This window comes from Curvibacter soli (assembly GCF_029211125.1).
Taxonomy (GTDB): domain Bacteria; phylum Pseudomonadota; class Gammaproteobacteria; order Burkholderiales; family Burkholderiaceae_C; genus Curvibacter_A; species Curvibacter_A soli.
In genome coordinates this window covers 1-18,053 of the sequence record NZ_JARGEN010000026.1, presented here as the reverse complement: position 1 = coordinate 18,053, position 18,053 = coordinate 1, and the positions used below count along the sequence as shown (strand labels likewise).

General features: G+C 66.8%; 24 protein-coding genes. 20 read left to right on the top strand and 4 right to left on the bottom strand.

The genetic code is table 11. From position 1 onward, the window contains the following. The first annotated feature begins 70 nt into the window (after positions 1-70). The 20 genes from PY257_RS06000 to tatC all read left to right on the top strand — a co-directional run bounded on the left by PY257_RS06000 (position 71) and on the right by tatC (position 13,896). The gene (locus PY257_RS06000; RefSeq protein ID WP_275739905.1) at positions 71-718 is read left to right on the top strand and encodes an MlaC/ttg2D family ABC transporter substrate-binding protein; all 648 of its coding nucleotides are present in this window, start codon (positions 71-73) and stop codon (positions 716-718) included. Further along, entirely contained in the window at positions 718-1,029 is a 312-nt protein-coding gene (locus tag PY257_RS05995) for an STAS domain-containing protein (protein WP_275739903.1), read from the top strand. The genes PY257_RS06000 and PY257_RS05995 overlap by 1 nt, the downstream gene beginning before the upstream one ends. 91 nt (positions 1,030-1,120) lie before the next feature. Beyond that, positions 1,121-2,053 (top strand): ABC transporter ATP-binding protein, encoded by a 933-nt coding sequence (locus PY257_RS05990; protein WP_275739901.1) that lies wholly within the window; start codon positions 1,121-1,123, stop codon positions 2,051-2,053. Positions 2,054-2,058: 5 nt separating this feature from the next. Beyond that, positions 2,059-2,814 (top strand): ABC transporter permease, encoded by a 756-nt coding sequence (locus PY257_RS05985; RefSeq protein WP_275739899.1) that lies wholly within the window; start codon positions 2,059-2,061, stop codon positions 2,812-2,814. 19 nt (positions 2,815-2,833) lie between these two features. Beyond that, positions 2,834-3,085: a BolA family protein gene (locus PY257_RS05980; RefSeq protein WP_275739897.1), complete on the top strand. Its 252-nt coding sequence runs from the start codon at positions 2,834-2,836 to the stop codon at positions 3,083-3,085. A gap of 54 nt (positions 3,086-3,139) precedes the next feature. Continuing rightward, positions 3,140-4,402, top strand: a complete 1,263-nt coding sequence (gene murA / locus PY257_RS05975; RefSeq protein ID WP_275739895.1) for a UDP-N-acetylglucosamine 1-carboxyvinyltransferase — start codon at positions 3,140-3,142, stop codon at positions 4,400-4,402. A gap of 97 nt (positions 4,403-4,499) precedes the next feature. Next, positions 4,500-5,165 carry an ATP phosphoribosyltransferase gene (gene hisG, locus PY257_RS05970; RefSeq protein ID WP_275740209.1) on the top strand — a complete coding sequence of 222 codons (666 nt, stop codon included), beginning with the start codon at positions 4,500-4,502 and terminating at the stop codon, positions 5,163-5,165. Positions 5,166-5,170: 5 nt separating this feature from the next. Then, positions 5,171-6,490 (top strand): histidinol dehydrogenase, encoded by a 1,320-nt coding sequence (gene hisD, locus PY257_RS05965; protein ID WP_275739893.1) that lies wholly within the window; start codon positions 5,171-5,173, stop codon positions 6,488-6,490. Then, positions 6,487-7,581, top strand: a complete 1,095-nt coding sequence (gene hisC, locus PY257_RS05960) for a histidinol-phosphate transaminase (RefSeq protein ID WP_275739891.1) — start codon at positions 6,487-6,489, stop codon at positions 7,579-7,581. Before hisD ends, hisC begins: the two co-directional genes overlap by 4 nt. Next, complete coding sequence (gene hisB / locus PY257_RS05955) at positions 7,578-8,210, top strand: imidazoleglycerol-phosphate dehydratase HisB (RefSeq protein WP_275739889.1); 633 nt, start codon at positions 7,578-7,580, stop codon at positions 8,208-8,210. The genes hisC and hisB overlap by 4 nt, the downstream gene beginning before the upstream one ends. A 54-nt stretch (positions 8,211-8,264) precedes the next feature. Next, on the top strand, positions 8,265-8,921 hold the full coding sequence (hisH, locus tag PY257_RS05950; protein WP_275739887.1) for an imidazole glycerol phosphate synthase subunit HisH: 657 nt from the start codon (positions 8,265-8,267) through the stop codon (positions 8,919-8,921). A 46-nt stretch (positions 8,922-8,967) separates the two neighbouring features. Beyond that, positions 8,968-9,717, top strand: coding sequence for a 1-(5-phosphoribosyl)-5-[(5-phosphoribosylamino)methylideneamino]imidazole-4-carboxamide isomerase (gene hisA, locus PY257_RS05945; protein WP_275739885.1), 750 nt, complete (start codon positions 8,968-8,970; stop codon positions 9,715-9,717). Positions 9,718-9,834: 117 nt separating this feature from the next. After that, positions 9,835-10,614: an imidazole glycerol phosphate synthase subunit HisF gene (hisF, locus tag PY257_RS05940; RefSeq protein WP_275739883.1), complete on the top strand. Its 780-nt coding sequence runs from the start codon at positions 9,835-9,837 to the stop codon at positions 10,612-10,614. 67 nt (positions 10,615-10,681) lie between these two features. Next, on the top strand, positions 10,682-11,074 hold the full coding sequence (hisI, locus tag PY257_RS05935) for a phosphoribosyl-AMP cyclohydrolase (protein ID WP_275740207.1): 393 nt from the start codon (positions 10,682-10,684) through the stop codon (positions 11,072-11,074). A 7-nt stretch (positions 11,075-11,081) separates the two neighbouring features. Continuing rightward, positions 11,082-11,456: a phosphoribosyl-ATP diphosphatase gene (locus PY257_RS05930; RefSeq protein WP_275739881.1), complete on the top strand. Its 375-nt coding sequence runs from the start codon at positions 11,082-11,084 to the stop codon at positions 11,454-11,456. Further along, entirely contained in the window at positions 11,453-11,833 is a 381-nt protein-coding gene (locus tag PY257_RS05925) for a DUF4870 family protein (RefSeq protein WP_275739879.1), read from the top strand. Before PY257_RS05930 ends, PY257_RS05925 begins: the two co-directional genes overlap by 4 nt. A 13-nt stretch (positions 11,834-11,846) precedes the next feature. Beyond that, positions 11,847-12,206, top strand: coding sequence for a histidine triad nucleotide-binding protein (locus PY257_RS05920; protein WP_275739877.1), 360 nt, complete (start codon positions 11,847-11,849; stop codon positions 12,204-12,206). Positions 12,207-12,307: 101 nt separating this feature from the next. Further along, positions 12,308-12,535 (top strand): Sec-independent protein translocase subunit TatA, encoded by a 228-nt coding sequence (gene tatA, locus PY257_RS05915; protein ID WP_275739875.1) that lies wholly within the window; start codon positions 12,308-12,310, stop codon positions 12,533-12,535. A 20-nt stretch (positions 12,536-12,555) separates the two neighbouring features. After that, positions 12,556-13,023 carry a Sec-independent protein translocase protein TatB gene (gene tatB, locus PY257_RS05910; RefSeq protein WP_275739873.1) on the top strand — a complete coding sequence of 156 codons (468 nt, stop codon included), beginning with the start codon at positions 12,556-12,558 and terminating at the stop codon, positions 13,021-13,023. 69 nt (positions 13,024-13,092) lie between these two features. Then, positions 13,093-13,896 carry a twin-arginine translocase subunit TatC gene (tatC, locus tag PY257_RS05905; RefSeq protein WP_275739871.1) on the top strand — a complete coding sequence of 268 codons (804 nt, stop codon included), beginning with the start codon at positions 13,093-13,095 and terminating at the stop codon, positions 13,894-13,896. A gap of 19 nt (positions 13,897-13,915) precedes the next feature. On the opposite strand, the gene PY257_RS05900 is transcribed toward tatC, so the two are convergent. From PY257_RS05900 to PY257_RS05885, 4 genes are all read right to left on the bottom strand, one after another. Beyond that, positions 13,916-14,455 (bottom strand): cytochrome b, encoded by a 540-nt coding sequence (locus PY257_RS05900; RefSeq protein WP_275739869.1) that lies wholly within the window; start codon positions 14,453-14,455, stop codon positions 13,916-13,918. Between the two features lie 55 nt (positions 14,456-14,510). Then, positions 14,511-14,981, bottom strand: a complete 471-nt coding sequence (locus PY257_RS05895; protein WP_275739867.1) for a hypothetical protein — start codon at positions 14,979-14,981, stop codon at positions 14,511-14,513. Between the two features lie 238 nt (positions 14,982-15,219). Then, positions 15,220-16,362, bottom strand: a complete 1,143-nt coding sequence (locus PY257_RS05890; protein WP_275739865.1) for a S1C family serine protease — start codon at positions 16,360-16,362, stop codon at positions 15,220-15,222. 159 nt (positions 16,363-16,521) lie between these two features. After that, entirely contained in the window at positions 16,522-17,850 is a 1,329-nt protein-coding gene (locus PY257_RS05885) for an alkaline phosphatase family protein (RefSeq protein ID WP_275739863.1), read from the bottom strand. Positions 17,851-18,053 lie beyond the last annotated feature (203 nt).

Below are 18,053 nucleotides of genomic sequence, written 5' to 3'. Positions count from 1 at the left end.
TCCCCGGCATGGAATCGGGGTTTCATCTCTGTTTCCAATGCGGAAGCGGCAAACGAAAGGAGTTGTGCTGATGATGAATCGACGTGGACTGGGGCGCATGACCCTGGTGCTGGGGTTTGCGTGGGCGCTGGCGGCACCCCTCATGGCGCATGCCGCCGATGAAGCGCCCGATGCGCTCATCAAGCGGCTGTCGGTGGATGTGCTCGACACGATCAAGTCCGACAAGTCCTACCGCACGGGCGACATCACGAAGATCATGGCGCTGGTCGACAGCAAGATCATGCCCAACGTGAATTTCCGCCGCATGACCTCGGCGGCTGTCGGCCCGGCTTGGCGCCAGGCCACGCCCGAGCAGCAGCAGCGCCTGCAGGCCGAGTTCAAGACCCTGCTCGTGCGCACCTATGCGGGCGCGCTGGCCCAGGTGTCGGACCAGACCATCGCCATGCGGCCCCTGCGCGCCGCGCCCGACGACAAGGACGTGGTGGTGCGCACGCAGGTCACCGGCAGCGGCGACCCGGTGCAACTCGACTACCGCCTGGAGAAAACGCCCGGCGACGGCGCGGGCTGGAAGATCTACAACCTCAACGTGCTCGGCGTCTGGCTCGTCGATACCTACCGCAGCCAGTTCGCGCAGGAGATCAATGCCAAGGGCATCGATGGCCTGATCGCCACGCTCGAAGCGCGCAACAAGGGCAATGCCGCCGGGCAGAAGACCTGATGGTCGCCGATGCCACGGCGCCTGCCGAACCGCTGACGCTGGTGCTGCCCGCCGCGCTGACCCATGCCCAGGCCCGCGCCAGCCTCGACATGCTGCTGCAGGGCCTGCGCGCCCACCGCGGCCCTGCCATGGCCGTGGTGGCTGATGCCACGGCGCTGGTTGCGTTCGATTCCTCCGCGCTCGCGGTGCTGCTCGAATGCCGGCGCGAGGCGCTGGCGCAGGGGCACCGCTTTTCCGTCAAAGGCTTGCCGCCTGACCTGGGCAACCTGGCCAAGCTCTATGGCGTGGGCGCGTTGCTGGCGTCGGCCTGAAAGCAATGGCTGAAGCCGTGCAGCCCATGCGGCTGCTGGCGGAGTCGGAGTCAGCGTGCCCGCACCGCGGGCTTTAGAATCGCAGGCTCTCATGCCTGCCGTCTCCTTCCAGTCCGTCACCAAGACCTACAACACGCCCAAAGGACCCTTCCAGGCGCTCGACGGCGTGAGTCTGGACATCGAGGAGGGCGAGTTCTTCGGCCTCCTCGGCCCCAACGGCGCGGGCAAGACCACCCTGATCAGCATCCTGGCCGGCCTCACGCGCGCCACGCAGGGCCGCGTGCTGGCGCGCGGCCACGACGTGCGCATCGACCCCGCCCAGGCCCGGCGGCAGCTCGGCATCGTGCCGCAGGAACTGGTGTTCGACCCGTTCTTCAACGTGCGCGAGACGCTGCGCATCCAGTCCGGCTATTTCGGCGTGAAGAACAACGACGCCTGGATCGACGAACTGCTGGAAAACCTCGGCCTGGCCGACAAGGCCAATGCCAACATGCGGCAACTGTCGGGCGGCATGAAGCGCCGCGTGCTGGTGGCGCAGGCGCTGGTGCACAAGCCGCCCATCATCGTGCTCGACGAGCCCACCGCCGGCGTGGACGTGGAACTGCGCCAGTCCCTCTGGCAGTTCGTCGCGCGGCTCAACCGCCAGGGGCACACGGTGCTGCTCACCACTCACTACCTCGAGGAGGCCGAGGCGCTGTGCCGGCGCATCGCGATGCTCAAGAGCGGACGCATCGTCGCGCTGGACCGCACCAGCGAGCTGTTGCGCAAGGGGTCGGGCAGCGTGCTGCACCTGCGGCTGGACGGCGTGCTGCCGCCCGCGCTGGCGGCGCGGGCGCGCGTAACGGGCAACATGGTGCAGTTGCCGGTGCGCGACGCGCACGACATCGAATCCAGCCTGGCCGCCCTGCGTGCGGCGGGGCTGCAGGCGCAGGACGTGGAAATCCGCCGCGCCGACCTGGAGGACGTGTTTCTCCACCTCATGGCCGCGCCCGCGCCGCTGGCGCCCGAGAACATCGCGGTATGACGACCATGACCGGCTGGCGGACGCTTTTCCACAAGGAGGTGCTGCGGTTCTGGAAGGTGAGCTTCCAGACCGTGGCCGCGCCGGTGCTGACCGCCGTGCTCTACCTGCTGATCTTTGGCCACGTGCTCGAAGACCATGTGCAGGTCTATGGCCACATCGGCTACACGGCCTTCCTCGTGCCGGGGCTCGTGATGATGAGCGTGCTGCAGAACGCCTTCGCCAACAGCTCGTCCTCGCTGATCCAGAGCAAGATCATGGGCAGCCTGGTGTTCGTGCTGCTCACGCCCGTGCCGCCGGCGGGCTGGTTCCTGGCCTACGTGGGCTCCTCCGTCGTGCGCGGGCTGGTCGTGGGGCTGGGGGTGTTCGTGGTCACGCTGGCCTTTGCCCATCCGTCGTTCGCGGCGCCGCTGTGGATCGCGGCATTCGCCCTGCTGGGCGCGACGCTGCTCGGCACGCTGGGCCTGATCGCCGGGCTCTGGGCCGAGAAGTTCGACCAGATGGCCGCGTTCCAGAACTTCCTCATCATGCCCATGACGTTTCTCTCGGGCGTGTTCTATTCCATCGGCTCGCTGCCGCCCTTCTGGCAGAAGGTCAGCCACCTCAACCCGTTCTTCTACATGATCGACGGCTTCCGCTACGGCTTCTTCGGCGTGAGCGACGTCTCGCCCTGGCTCAGCCTGTCCATCGTCGGCACGGCCTGCGTGGCGGTGAGCGCCGTGGCGCTGCAACTGCTGCGCACCGGCTACAAAATACGCAACTGACTTCTCAGGGGACTCCACCATGACTGCCGACCAATTGCAAGCCATCATCGCCGCAGGTCTGCCGTGCGAGCGCATCGCGCTCGAAGGCGACGGTCGGCACTGGTACGCCACCATCGTCTCGGCGGAATTCGAGGGCCGGCGGATCATCGAGCGCCACCAGCGGGTCTACGCCGCGCTGGGTGAGAAAATACATACCGACGAGGTGCACGCCTTGTCGATGAAGACCTACACGCCGGACGAATGGGCGGCGCTGGGCGCGAACGGCCAATAGACAAACAGACGACGGCCCGTCGCACCGCGGCGCTGCCGGATACGGGATTTCTCCATGGACAAACTGCTCATCCGCGGCGGGCGCACGCTGCATGGCGAAGTCGCCATCTCCGGCGCCAAGAACGCCGCCCTGCCCGAACTCTGCGCCGCGCTGCTCACGGCGGACCCGGTCACGCTCGCCAACGTGCCGCGTCTGCAGGACGTGACCACCATGCTCAAGCTGATCCGCAACATGGGCGTGGCCGCCGAACGCGGCGACGACGGCGCGGTGCGCATCGACGCCAGCGCGCTCAGCTCGCCCGAGGCGCCCTACGAGCTGGTGAAGACCATGCGCGCCTCGGTGCTGGCGCTGGGCCCGCTGCTGGCGCGCTTCGGCGAGGCCACGGTCTCGCTGCCCGGCGGCTGTGCCATTGGCTCGCGGCCCGTGGACCAGCACATCAAGGGCCTGCAGGCCATGGGCGCGGAGATCGTGGTCGCGCACGGCTACATGATCGCCAAGCTGCCCGCAGGCTGGCGCCGGCTGCGCGGCGCGCGCATCGCCACCGACATGGTCACCGTCACCGGCACAGAGAACCTGCTGATGGCCGCCACGCTGGCCGAGGGCGAGACGGTGCTGGAAAACGCCGCGCAGGAGCCCGAGATCCCCGACCTGGCCGAAATGCTGATCGCCATGGGCGCGCGCATCGAAGGCCACGGCACCAGCCGCATCCGCATCGAGGGCGTGGACCGCCTGCGCGGTTGCGCGCATGCCGTGGTGCCCGACCGAATCGAGGCCGGCACCTTCCTCTGCGCCGTGGCCGCAGCGGGCGGCGACGTGCTGCTGCGCCACGCCCGCGCCGAGCATCTGGACGCGGTGATCGACAAGCTGCGCGAGGCCGGCGCCGTGGTCGAGACCGTTCCCGGCGGCGTGCGCATCCGCGCCAGCGGGCGGCTCAAGGCGCAGTCGTTTCGCACCACCGAGTACCCCGGCTTCCCGACCGACATGCAGGCGCAGTTCATGGCGCTCAACGTGGTGTCCGAAGGCACGTCCAAGGTCGCCGAAACCATCTTCGAGAACCGCTTCATGCACGTCAACGAACTCGTGCGCCTGGGCGCGCGCATCGCCGCCGACGGCAAGGTCGCGGTGGTCGAAGGCGTGGAGCGCCTCTCCGGCGCCACCGTCATGGCCACCGACCTGCGCGCCTCCGCCAGCCTGGTGATCGCCGGCTTGGTGGCCGACGGCGAGACACTGGTGGACCGCATCTACCACCTCGACCGCGGCTACGACCGCATGGAAGCCAAGCTGCGCGGCCTGGGCGCCGACATCGAGCGGATATGACCCCCACGCTCCCCACTGCGTGTGGTTCGCCGCCTCCCGAAGGGGCCTGCGCGCCTTGGGGCGGCCCGGCGGCGCTCAATTCAGGATACTTATGACCATGATCACGCTGGCGCTCTCCAAGGGCCGCATCTTCGACGAGACCCTGCCGCTGCTGGCCACCGCCGGCATCGAGGTGCTCGAAGACCCCGAAAAATCCCGCAAGCTCATCTTGCCCACCAACCGGCCCGAGGTGCGGGTGGTGCTGGTGCGCGCCACCGACGTGCCCACCTACGTGCAGTACGGCGGGGCCGATCTGGGCGTGACCGGCAAGGACACGCTGATCGAGCACGGCGCATCCTCGGGAAGTGGCGCCAGCGCCACCGGCCTGTACCAGCCGCTGGACCTGCGCATCGCCCAATGCCGCATGAGCGTGGCCGTGCGCGCCGACTTCGACTACGCCCACGCCGTGCGCCAGGGCTCGCGCCTGAAGGTCGCCACCAAGTACCTGGGCATCGCGCGCGAATTCTTCGCCGCCAAGGGTGTGCACGTGGACCTCATCAAGCTCTACGGCAGCATGGAGCTGGCGCCGCTCATCGGCCTGGCCGACGCCATCGTCGATTTGGTCTCCACCGGCAACACCCTCAAGGCCAACCACCTCGTGGAGGTGGAGCGCATCATGGACATCAGCGCCCGGCTGGTGGTCAACCAGGCCGCGCTCAAACTCAAGCAGGCGCCCATACGCCACATCATCGACGCCTTCGCGGGCGCTGTCGCTCCCGAGTGAATGCTATGACATTGATAGCTATCCCCGCCCGTATTTCCTGCGCTGATGCCACTTTTGAGTCGGATTTCGCGGCACGCCTGCACTGGTCAGCCGATACCGACGCGGCCATCGAGCAGCGCGTGGCCGACATCCTGGCCGACGTGCGGCGGCGCGGTGACGCGGCGGTGCTGGAATACACCCAGCGCTTCGACGGCCTGCAGGCCGCTGCGCTGGCCGAGCTCGAGCTCACGCAGGCCGAACTGAAGGCGGCCTTCGACGGCCTGCCCGCCGCGCAGCGCGACGCGCTGCAGGCCGCCGCCCGCCGCGTGCGCGCCTACCACGAGGCGCAGAAGCAGGCCTGCGGCGAAAGCTGGAGCTACCGCGACGAGGACGGCACGCTTCTGGGCCAGAAGGTCACGCCGCTGGACCGCGTGGGCATCTACGTGCCCGGCGGCAAGGCGGCGTATCCGTCGTCGGTGCTGATGAACGCCATTCCCGCCAACGTGGCCGGCGTGGGCGAGATCGTCATGGTGGTGCCCACCCCGAAGGGCGAGAAGAACCCGCTGGTGCTGGCCGCCGCCCATGTGGCAGGCGTCACCCGTGCCTTTGCCATCGGCGGCGCGCAGGCCATCGCCGCGCTGGCCTATGGCACCGCCACGGTGCCCAAGGTGGACAAGATCACAGGCCCCGGCAATGCCTACGTGGCCAGCGCCAAGAAGCGCGTGTTCGGCACCGTGGGCATCGACATGATCGCCGGCCCCAGCGAAATCCTCGTGCTGGCCGACGCCAGCACCCCGCCCGAGTGGGTGGCGATGGACCTGTTCAGCCAGGCCGAGCATGACGAGCTGGCGCAAAGCATCCTGCTCTGCCCCGACGCGGCCTACATCGACGCCGTGCAGCGCGAGATCGACCGCCTGCTGCCCGCCATGCCGCGTGCCGAGATCATCGCCAAAAGCCTGACCGGGCGCGGCGCATTGATCCACACGCGCAGCATGGAAGAAGCCTGCGCCATCAGCAACCGCATCGCGCCCGAGCACCTGGAAATCTCCAGCCGCGAACCCCACCGATGGGAGCCGCTGCTCAGGCACGCCGGCGCCATCTTTCTCGGCGCTTACACCAGCGAGAGCCTGGGCGACTACTGCGCCGGGCCGAACCACGTGCTCCCCACCAGCGGCACGGCGCGCTTCTCCAGCCCGCTGGGCGTCTACGATTTCCAGAAGCGCAGCAGCCTCATCGAGGTGAGCGAGGCGGGCGCGCAGGTGCTCGGGCCGATTGCCGCCACGCTGGCCCATGGCGAGGGGTTGCAGGCGCATGCAAGGGCTGCGGAAATGAGACTGAAGCCATGATGAGCACCGCTGCCGCCCTGTCCCGCATCCGCCCCGACGTGCGCGCCATGCATGCCTACGCCGTGCAGGACGCGGCGGGCATGGTCAAGCTCGACGCGATGGAGAACCCCCATGGCCTGCCGCCCGAACTGCGGGCCGCGCTGGGCGAGCGCCTGGGAGCGCTGGCGCTCAACCGCTACCCGGGCGAGTGCGTCAACGATCTGAAGCGCGCGCTGGCCGCCCATGCCGACTTGCCCGCCGGCTGGGGGCTGATGCTCGGCAACGGCTCGGACGAACTGATCTCGCTGCTGGCGATGGCCTGCAACGTGCCCGGCGCGGCGGTGCTCGCGCCCGTGCCCGGTTTCGTGATGTACGCAGTGAGCGCTCAGTTGCAGGGCCTGAAGTTCGTCGGCGTGGATCTGACCCCCGACTTCGAACTCGACGAGGCCGCCATGCTGGCCGCCATCGCGGCGCACCGGCCCGCCATCACCTACCTGGCCTATCCCAACAACCCCACGGCCAACCTGTGGGACGAAGGGGCGATGGCGCGCATCATCGACGCCGTGGGCCGGCAGGGCGGCCTGGCGGTGCTCGACGAGGCATACCAGCCCTTCGCCAGCCGCAGTTGGATCGACGCCATCCGCCGCGACCCGGCGCGCCACGGCCATGTGCTGCTGATGCGCACGCTGAGCAAGTTCGGCCTCGCGGGCGTGCGCATCGGCTACCTCATGGGGCCGCAGACGCTCGTCAACGAGCTGGACAAGCTGCGCCCGCCGTACAACGTCAGCGTGCTGAATTGCGAGTGCGCGCTATTCGCGCTCGGCTACCAGGAGGTGTTTGTGGCGCAGGCCGCCGACATCTGCCGCCAGCGCGCCATCGTGCTGGCGGCCCTCGGCGCGTGGCCGCGGGTCAAGGTCTGGCCGAGCGAGGCAAACATGGTGCTGGTGCGCGTGCCCGACGCCGCGAAAGCCTTTGCCGGCATGCGGGCGCGCGGCGTGCTGGTCAAGAACGTTTCTACAATGCACCCATTGCTGGCCAATTGCCTGCGCCTGACCGTCGGCACGCCGGACGAGAACGCGCAGATGCTCGCGGCCCTGGCAGCCTCGCTATGACCACCACCGCCCCCGCTCCATCCGCCGAGCCCGCCGCTGCCGACCGCGTGGCCGAGGTGGCCCGCAACACCGCCGAGACGCGCATCGCCGTGCGCCTGAACCTCGACGGCACGGGCCGCGCCGCGCTGGCCACGGGTATCGGCTTCTTCGACCACATGCTCGACCAGATCGCCCGCCACGGCCTGATCGACCTGGACGTGCGCTGCGAGGGCGACCTGCACATCGACGGCCACCATTCGGTGGAGGACGTGGGCATCACGCTCGGCCAGGCCATGGCCCGCGCCGTGGGCGACAAGCGCGGCATCCGCCGCTACGGCCACGCCTACGTGCCGCTCGACGAGGCGCTGTCGCGCGTGGTGGTCGATTTCTCGGGCCGCCCGGGCCTGCACATGGACGTGGCTTTCACGAGCGGCATGATCGGCGGCCTCGACACCCAGCTCGTGTTCGAGTTCTTCCAGGGCTTCGCCAACCACGCGGGCGTCACGCTGCACATCGACAACCTCAAGGGCGCCAACGCGCACCACCAGTGCGAAACCATCTTCAAGGCCTTCGCGCGCGCGCTGCGCGCCGCGCTGGAGCACGATCCGCGGGCCGTGGGCATCATCCCCTCGACCAAGGGATCGCTCTGATTTTTTAATGAGCCAAATCGGCCTCCACCGCAGATAAACAAAGCGCTAGCAGCTATGGAAACGATAGCAAACACGGTCGCTGTCGTCGACTACGGCATGGGCAACCTGCGTTCCGTGTCGCAGGCCGTGCAGGCCGCGGCGCAGGACACGGGCGTGCGCGTTGTCGTCACCCAGCGGCCCGATGAGGTGCGCGCCGCCACCCGCGTGGTGCTGCCGGGCCAGGGCGCCATGCCCGACTGCATGCGCGAGCTGCGCGAATCCGGCCTGCTCGAATCCGTGCTGGAGGCGGCGGCCACCAAGCCCCTGTTCGGCGTCTGCGTGGGCATGCAGATGCTGCTCGACCGCAGCCACGAAGGGCCGACCGATGGCCTGGGCCTGGTCCACGGCGAGGTGGCCAAGTTCAGCCTGGCCGGCCGGCTGCAGCCTGACGGCAGCCGCTACAAGGTGCCGCAGATGGGCTGGAACCGCGTCGCCCAGACCCAGCCGCATGCGCTGTGGGAGGGCGTGCCCGACGATAGCTGGTTCTATTTCGTGCACAGTTTCTACGCCCGTCCGTCGGATGCGCGCCACAGCGTGGGCGAGGCGGACTACGGCGGGCGCTTTACCGCGGCAATAGCCCACGATAATATTTTTGCCACCCAGTTCCACCCGGAGAAAAGCGCGCAGCAGGGCCTGATGCTGTACCGCAACTTCCTGCACTGGGCTCCCTGACCCCCTTTCTTCCTTTTCCAGCGTCCTTCCGCTTCTTCACGGAACCATGCTCCTCATTCCTGCCATCGACCTGAAAGACGGTCACTGCGTGCGCCTCAAGCAAGGCGATATGGACCAGTCCACCACTTTTGGCGAAGACCCTGCGGCCATGGCGCTGCGCTGGGTGGAGCAGGGCGCGCGCCGGCTGCACCTGGTGGACCTGAACGGCGCCTTCGCCGGCAAGCCGCAGAACTACGCGGCCATCAAGTCCATCCTCAAGGCCGTCGGCGACGACATCCCGGTGCAGTTGGGCGGCGGCATCCGCGACCTCGACACGATCGAGAAGTACATCGACGGCGGCCTGCGCTACGTCATCATCGGCACCGCGGCGGTCAAGAACCCGGGCTTTCTGAAAGACGCCTGCAGCGCCTTCGGCGGCCACATCATCGTGGGCCTAGACGCCAAGGACGGCAAGGTGGCCACCGACGGCTGGAGCAAGCTCACGGGCCACGAGGTGGTGGACCTGGCGCGCAAGTTCCAGGACTGGGGCGTCGAATCCATCGTCTACACCGACATCGGGCGCGACGGCATGCTCAGCGGCATCAACGTCGACGCCACGGTCAAGCTGGCGCAGGCGCTCACCATCCCCGTGATCGCCTCGGGCGGTCTGTCGAGCATGGCCGACATCGAGCAGCTCTGCGCCGTGGAGAGCGAAGGCGTGGAAGGCGTGATCTGCGGGCGGGCCATCTACAGCGGCGACCTCGACTTCGCCGCCGCGCAGACGCGCGCCGATGAACTCAACGGGGCAGCGGGCTGATGCTTTGCCGCCGGGCCGCCCCAAGGCTGAACGCGACCCCTTGCACCAGCGAAGCGCAGGGCAAGCCTGCGCATGGGGGCAGGCAGCTACACGCAGTGGGCGACCGTGGGGGTTTACATGCTGGCTAAGCGCATCATCCCCTGCCTCGACGTGACCGGCGGCCGGGTCGTCAAGGGCGTCAACTTCGTCGAACTGCGCGACGCCGGCGACCCGGTGGAGATCGCCGCGCGCTACAACGAGCAGGGCGCCGACGAACTCACCTTCCTCGACATCACCGCCACCAGCGACGGGCGCGACCTGATCCTGCACATCATCGAGGCCGTGGCGGCGCAGGTGTTCATCCCGCTCACCGTGGGCGGCGGCGTGCGCACGGTGGACGACGTGCGCCGGCTGCTCAACGCGGGTGCGGACAAGACCAGCTTCAACTCCGCGGCCATCGCCAACCCGCAGGTCATCAGCGACGCCTCGGCCAAGTACGGCGCGCAGTGCATCGTGGTGGCCATCGACGCCAAGCGCCGTTACGGCGACGACATGCTCGACCGCGGCGAGGGCTGGGACGTCTACAGCCATGGCGGGCGCAAGAACACGGGCCTGGACGCCGTGCAGTGGGCGCGCGAGATGGCGCGGCGCGGCGCGGGCGAAATCCTGCTCACCAGCATGGACCGCGACGGCACCAAGGCCGGTTTCGACCTGGCCTTGACGCGCGCCGTCAGCGATGCGGTGGACGTGCCCGTGATCGCCTCCGGCGGCGTGGGCAACCTCGACCACCTGGCCGACGGCATCCAGCAGGGCGGCGCCGACGCGGTGCTGGCCGCCAGCATCTTCCACTACGGCGAATACACCGTGGGCCAGGCCAAGCGGCGCATGGCCGAGCGCGGCATCCCGGTGCGGCTCTGATGCGCGTGCAGCCCGGGCGCCGGAGGGACGCAACTGCCGCATGGTGCAAATCGCCGACAATCTCGCCATGGACTGGCTTGACGAAGTGAAATGGGATGCGCACGGCCTGGTGCCCGTGATCGCGCAGGAGCGCGGCACGAACGATGTGCTGATGTTCGCCTGGATGAACCGCGAGGCGCTGGCCAGGACGGCAGAACTGGGCCGCGCGGTGTACTTCAGCCGCTCGCGCGGCAGGCTGTGGTTCAAGGGCGAGGAGTCGGGCCACGTGCAGACGGTGCACGAGATCCGCCTCGACTGCGACAACGACGTGGTGCTGCTGCAGGTCACGCAACTGGGGCACGAGCCCGGCATCGCCTGCCACACGGGGCGGCATAGCTGTTTTTTCCAGCGCTACGAGAATGGCGCCTGGAAGGCCGCCGAGCCCGTGCTCAAGGACCCGCAGACCATCTACAGTAAATAATGCAGACATGAGCTCCAGTGATGATTCCCTCGCGCGCCTGGCTGCCGTGATAGAAAGCCGCAAGCCTGCCAATGGTGGCGATCCGGAGAAAAGCTACGTGTCGCGCCTGCTTGCCGAGGGGCCCGACGCTTTTCTGAAGAAGATCGGCGAGGAGGCCACCGAAACCGTCATGGCCGCCAAGGACGGCGATCCGCAGAAGATCGTCTACGAGGTGGCCGATCTATGGTTCCACAGCATGGTGGCGCTGGCCTACTATGGCCTGTCGCCGCAGAACGTGCTCGACGAACTGGAGCGCCGCGAAGGCACCAGCGGCATTGAAGAAAAGGCGCTGCGCAAGGTGCGCGAACGCAGCGTCGCCGAAATGGGGAAGGACATGCCATGAGCAACGAGGCACTGGTGGTGGAGATCGCGGACAGCGGCAATGGCAAGACCGACGAGCAGCTCGCAAGCCTGCGCCAGCTCACGCTGGTGATCTACATCCTCTACGCGTTCGCGTGGGTCACGGGCCTGACGGCCATCGTGGCCATCGTCATCAACTACGTCAAGCGCGAGGACGCGGCGGGCACGCTGTACGAGAGCCATTTCACCTGGCAGATCCGCACCTTCTGGTGGAGCATCGTCTGGGGCGTGGTGGGCGTCATCACCATCTGGGTGGGCATCGGTTTCGTCGTTTTCTTCGTGCTCTTCATCTGGATGATCTACCGGCTCGTCAAGGGCCTGCTGTACTGGAACGACCGCAAACCGCTGCCCGTGCAATAAGCCCCAAGCAAACATGAACCACGACCCCGACTGCATTTTCTGCAAGATCATCTCCGGCGCGATTCCCTCGCGCAAGGTGTATGAAGACGACGAGGTTTTCGCCTTCCACGACATCCACCCCTGGGCGCCGGTGCACTTCCTGCTCGTCCCCAAGACCCACATTCCCTCGATGGCACAGGCCGGACCCGGGCATGCGCCGCTGCTTGGCAGGATGATGGTACTGGCGCCCCTGCTTGCCGCGGAGCAGGGCTGCAGGCCGTACCCCGAGGGCGGTTTCCGCATTCTGGTAAACACCGGCGGCGACGGCGGCCAGGAGGTGCACCACCTGCACTTGCACGTGATCGGTGGTCCGCGCCCCTGGCTCAAGGGCTGATACCCGCAGAAACGATGCGTGGCTGAGGGATATTCACCGGCGCTGCACGCGCCTGGCGTACCCTCGGCGACTAAAATCCGACCATTCACTAGGAGAGATCCATGGGTTCCCTGTCCATCTGGCACTGGCTGATCGTGCTGCTCATCGTCGTCATGGTGTTCGGCACCAAGAAGCTCAAGAACATCGGCTCCGACCTCGGCGGCGCCGTCAAGGGTTTCAAGGACGGCATGAAGGAAGGCTCCAGCACCGAGGAGAAGCCTGCCGGCCAGGTCGCCAACGCGGCCACCGACAAGGCCACCATCGACGTCGAAGCCAAGACCAAGTCCTGACCCGCGGTCAGAAGACAACCGTGCTCGACCTCGGCATTTCCAAGATGGCGCTGATCGGCGCCGTGGCGTTGATCGTCATCGGCCCCGAGAAGCTGCCGCGCGTGGCCCGCACCGTGGGCACGCTGCTGGGCAAGGCCCAGCGCTACGTGAACGACGTGAAGGCCGAGGTCAACCGCTCCATGGAGCTCGACGAACTGCGCAAGATGAAGGACACGGTGGAAGGCGCCGCGCGCGACGTGGAGCATTCCATCCAGACCCAGGCCAGCGATTTCGACCGGCAATGGTCGTCGCCCGGGGAAGGCGTGGACGCCGCCGTGCCTGCCATCGGAGCCGACCCACCCGCACCCATCTACAAGAACCCCGGCAAGAACTGGCGCCTCAAGCGCGGCACCGTGCCGCAGTGGTACAAGGCGCGCAACGGCGTGCGCACCAAGGCGCTTTCGGGCGCCGCCCGCGTGGCGCGCTACCGGCCCCAGAAATTCCATTGAGCGCGGCTGCGCAACCGGCGCCGTCGGCGCCCGCCGCGCGCGGGCAACGTCCCTCCCCACCCCACCACCATGTCCGACACTCCCGATAAAGAAGACGAACTCGCAGGCACCGAACAGCCGTTCGTGGAGCATCTGGTCGAGTTGCGCGACCGGCTCATCCGCGCGCTGCTGGCCGTGGGCGTGGTGGCCAGTGTGCTTTTTTTCTTCCCCGGCCCGGGCACGCTGTACGACCTGCTGGCCGCGCCCCTGGTTGCGCACCTGCCCAAGGGCGCCACGCTGATCGCCACCTCGGTCATCTCGCCTTTCATGGTGCCGCTGAAGATCCTGCTCATGGCGGCCTTCCTGGTCGCGCTGCCCGTGGTGCTCTACCAGGTCTGGGCCTTCGTCGCGCCGGGCCTGTATTCGCACGAGAAGAAGCTCGTGCTGCCGCTGGTCGTCTCCAGCACGCTGCTGTTCTTCATGGGCGTGGCGTTCTGCTATTTCTTCGTGTTCGGCAAAGTGTTCGCCTTCATCCAGGGCTTCGCGCCCAAGAGCATCACTGCGGCGCCCGACATCGAGGCATATCTCAGCTTCGTGCTTACCATGTTCCTGGCCTTCGGCATCGCCTTCGAAGTGCCCATTGCCGTGGTCGTGCTGGCGCGCATGGGGCTGGTCAGCATCGACAAGTTCAAGTCTTTCCGCGGCTATTTCATCGTAGTGGCCTTCGTGGTCGCGGCCGTGGTCACGCCGCCCGATGTGGTGTCGCAGCTCGCGCTGGCGCTGCCCATGTGCGTACTGTACGAAGTCGGCATCTGGGCCGCGCAGATTTTCATCAGGCACACCAAGGCTCCGGATGACGGGGCCGAGGAAAAAAAGGCCGAGGCCGCGAACTGACCCCGGCTGGCCAAGCGCATCAGAGCATGCGCGCGATGAGCCGGTCGCGCACCCAGAACTGGTGCCACAGCGCCGCCGCCGCGTGTCCGCCCACCAGCACGTAGACCAGCGTGGCGCCGTTCTCGTGGATATCCTTGAGCGTGCCGGACAGGCCCTTGTTGGCGGCCAGCCCCAGGTCCAGCGGGATACCGAAGAAGTTCAGCGGGTACCCCGCCGTCGCCACCGTCAGCAGGCCCAGCACCGGCATGGCCAGCATCAGGAGGTACAGCGCCAGATGCATGGCCTGGGCAGCGCGCGCGATCAGCGGGTTGCCGGGTACTGGCGGCGGCACGGTGGAGGCCAGCCGCACGAAGATGCGCACCGTCATCAGCAGCAGCACCAGCAGGCCCGCGCTTTCATGGGCGATGAAGGCGAGCGAGCGCTCGCTGCTGTCGCGTGGAAACAGCTCGCGCACCTGGATGGCAGCGACGGCCATGACCACCGCGGCCAGCACCAGCCAGTGCAGCAGCCGCATGGGCATGGAATAGCGGTTCAGTGGAGGATCGGTGGGATTCGTCATGATTTTTCTGGAGGAGTGGGGTTCATACGCTGCAGACACCGGTGCGCGAAGACTATCACGCCGGCAGGCCGCAGCAACTCAAGGCACGGGCATGTCTCCACGTGGAAACTGCCGGCCAGCGGGCGTCTCTGGCGCGGGCAGGCGGCGCCAGCGCGGGTGGTGGTGCATTGGGGCGGTGCCAGCGCGGCGGTGGGAGGCGCCAGACGGGCTGCAGCGCAGATCTTGTCTGTAAGGCGAAGCTGGCGCCGAGCAGCAGGAGCGAAACTGCGGCGATTGCAACGAACCACAGTGCCGCCTGCTGGTCGATCGGATGCGCAGGCCGCTCGACTGGCTGCGGGCCCTGCTCCACATCTACCTCCGCGGCATCGTACGCATGGGCCAGCGCTGGCTGCGGCGCGGCGCTCCAGGCCACTTTAGCGGCATGGTCCATGGTGGAGCGTTGCACGTGGATGTGCCAACCATGCAGGTGCGAGCCGCCGAAATGCGTGTGCAGGAAGGGCGCCAAAACTTGCAGCATGGACAGCATGGCGAGAATTGCCAGGCGGCGGCGATAGGAAGTGCACAGAGTGGCCATTGTACGAACCGGGGATGGGGTGCGCATGCTAGTGCAGTGTTCAACGCTAAACAGCACATAAAACCGCGCCTTTTGCCGCATGGCGGCGTTGCAAATCCTCGCGATAGCTGCGGCTATCGCTGTGGTTTGCGCCTTGCCCTGCGCCAAAACGCATCGCTTTTATTGGTGCCGCCAAGCGGTGAACACCGCACTAGCGCCGCGACACATCGGCCTTGGGCCTGGTGCCGGGCGTCACGTCGATGCTCAGCTTGTCATTGTGGCGCAGCACACCGAACGGTGCGGGCACACCCGGCTTCAGCGCGGCCACCGCGGTCAGCAGTTCCGCCGTCTTGCCGACGGTTCTGCCAGCGACCTGCACGATCACGTCGCCGGGCCGGATGCCTGCCTGGGCCGCCGGGCCGTTCTGCAGCACGCCGGTGATGATCACGCCCTCGGTTGCGTCCACGCCGAAGGTTTCGGCCAGCTCGGGCGAGAGGTCGTTGGGCTCCACCCCAATCCAGCCGCGCGTGACCTGGCCGTCCTGCACGATGCCTTCGAGCACCTGCCGCGCCGTGGACACCGGAATGGCGAAGCCGATGCCCATGCTGCCGCCCGAGCGCGAGTAGATCGCGGTGTTGATGCCCAGCAGGTTGCCGTTCACGTCCACTAGCGCGCCACCCGAGTTGCCGGGGTTGATGGCGGCGTCGGTCTGGATGAAATTTTCAAACGTGTTGATGCCGAGCTGATTGCGCCCGAGCGCCGAGACGATGCCGCTGGTCACCGTCTGCCCCACGCCGAAGGGGTTGCCGATGGCCAGCACCTGATCGCCCACCTGCAGTGCGTCGGAGTCGCCCAGCACGATGACGGGCAGGCGGTCGAGGGCGATTTTTACGATGGCGAGGTCGGTGTCGGGGTCGGTGCCGATCACCTTCGCGCTGGCGTGGCGACCATCGTTGAGCGCCACCTCGATCTCGTCGGCGCCTTCCACGACATGGTTGTTGGTCAGGATGTAGCCGCTGGGGCTCACGATCACGCCGCTGCCCAGCCCGGTCTGGAACTGGCTGCCCTGGTCGCCGAAGAAGAAGCGGAACCACGGGTCATCGCTGCGCGGGTGGCGCACGGCCTTGCTGGTGTTGATGCTGACGACGGCGGGCGACGCCTTCTTCGCTGCCGCGCTCAGGCTGCCCGGCGCGGGCTGGGGGGGGCCGGAGGCAGGGGCCTCGAACAGCGCCACGGCGCCGCCCGTGCGTAGCGAGCTACGGTTGAGCCATTCCGGCTTGAGCGTGGCAACGACGAAATAGGCCGCGACGAGGACGGTCACGGCCTGCGAGAACAACAACCAGAAGCGTTTCATGAAAGCGCATTGTCTCCGATGCGCCCGGCTGTCCGGCTGCACGGCCTTGGTGGATTGAAAATCGGGTAAGTGACGTGCTGAATGCGGACGCCGGTGGCATCGCAGTGCACGAGGCCACCGATTCCAGCATCCTGAAGGTCCGCATAAGGCCGTGGTCTATCAGACCATCACGGTTGAGATAGGCGTTAGATTGGCAAGTTGGGCAGCAAGCTCCTTTTGGCGCACCGGGTCATTGCCGCCTACCCACTTGCTGTTGATGGGGTGCGTGGCAGCGCTCCAAGTCGACTTGAAGTCGGTCTTGAAGGTTTCGAGCACACCGTACATGTTGAGCACCGTGGCGAGAACGTTCAGGTGGTCCACCTTGGTGTCGATGCGGCCCGGCTTGATACGGGAAGACGGGCCGAAGAACAAGGTCGTGATGGGATCGACGCCGTACATGTAGCTGCCCCCGCCACCATACGCTTTGGCGATCAGGCCATCCATGCCGACATTGGACACGCCATTGCTGGCATCGGTAAAACCATCCTCATCGGTGGTCACGATCAGCAGGCTGTCGTTTTGGGCCGCCCAGTCAGCGAACGGTTTGATGTACTTGGCCAGCCACGCATCGCACGCCGCCTTGGTGCCGGTGTGGATGTTGCTTTGGTTATCCGGCACCACCAGCGAGACAGTGGGCAACTGATCGAAGGCCACGGCCTTGCCGTCCTTGTCGACGCCAAAGCCCGGGTACTTGGTGCCGTCCGGGTCCGTGGTGTTGGTCATCGCCAGATTGGCGCCGAGCGGCAGGGTAAAGCGCAGTTTGTCCGCCGGCACGGTCTTGCCGTAGGCCGCGAAGTTGATCCAGTTGATGGCCGGGTTGTGGCGGCGGGCGTAGCCGTCGGTGGCACCGTTGCTGACGGCCTTGGCGTCCTTGCCGTTGTAGGACGGATAGGGCAACGATTCGGAGAAAGTCGCGAACGTGAAACCTGCGCCGATCACTGCCGCGCCCAGGTTGGGCGTGGTGAATGGCAGTGACACGTTGGGAAATGATGTCACCAACTCGTTCGAGAGGCCGATTTCACCGCTGAAGACCGGCTTGGGCAGCCCATTGGCGTCCACCAGCAGGTTGCCGTACTGGTCCTGGAACGCCACGTTGTTTGGAGGCGACGCAGTCAGGTTGCGGCCCGAGCCGGGCTGCAGGAACCAGTCAGGCAGAAAACCTTGGTTATGTCCGGCAAACTGGTAGAAGTAATTGGTCTGACTGCCCCGGGCGGCCAGACCATGCGTGAAGGGCGCACCCTTGGTCCAGGTCGTGGTGGTCAGGTTGGCCGGATCCGCTGCCATGGGCGCGCCACCACTGGGGATGATGCCGTAGGGCGTTGGCGCAGCATAAGACTTCGTCAGCAGCGCGCTGGCGGCGGCCAACTGGTTGAGGTAGGGCATGAGGATATTGCCGGCGCTGTCCTTGCTGTCGATCAACTCGCTGAACGACTTGTTTTCCAAAATCACGATCACCGTCCGCTTGGGGCGCCAGGTGTCCTCGTCGTCCCCGCCACAAGCAGTCAGTCCAATGGACCCTGCGCTAGATAGAAGGCCAGCAGCAACACTACCCTTGAGCAGGTTGCGTCGGGAAATATTCAATTTAGGACTTACGCAAACCAGTATAAAATTATATCAGCCGCTCTGTTATTTTGTGCATGTTGATGGGATAA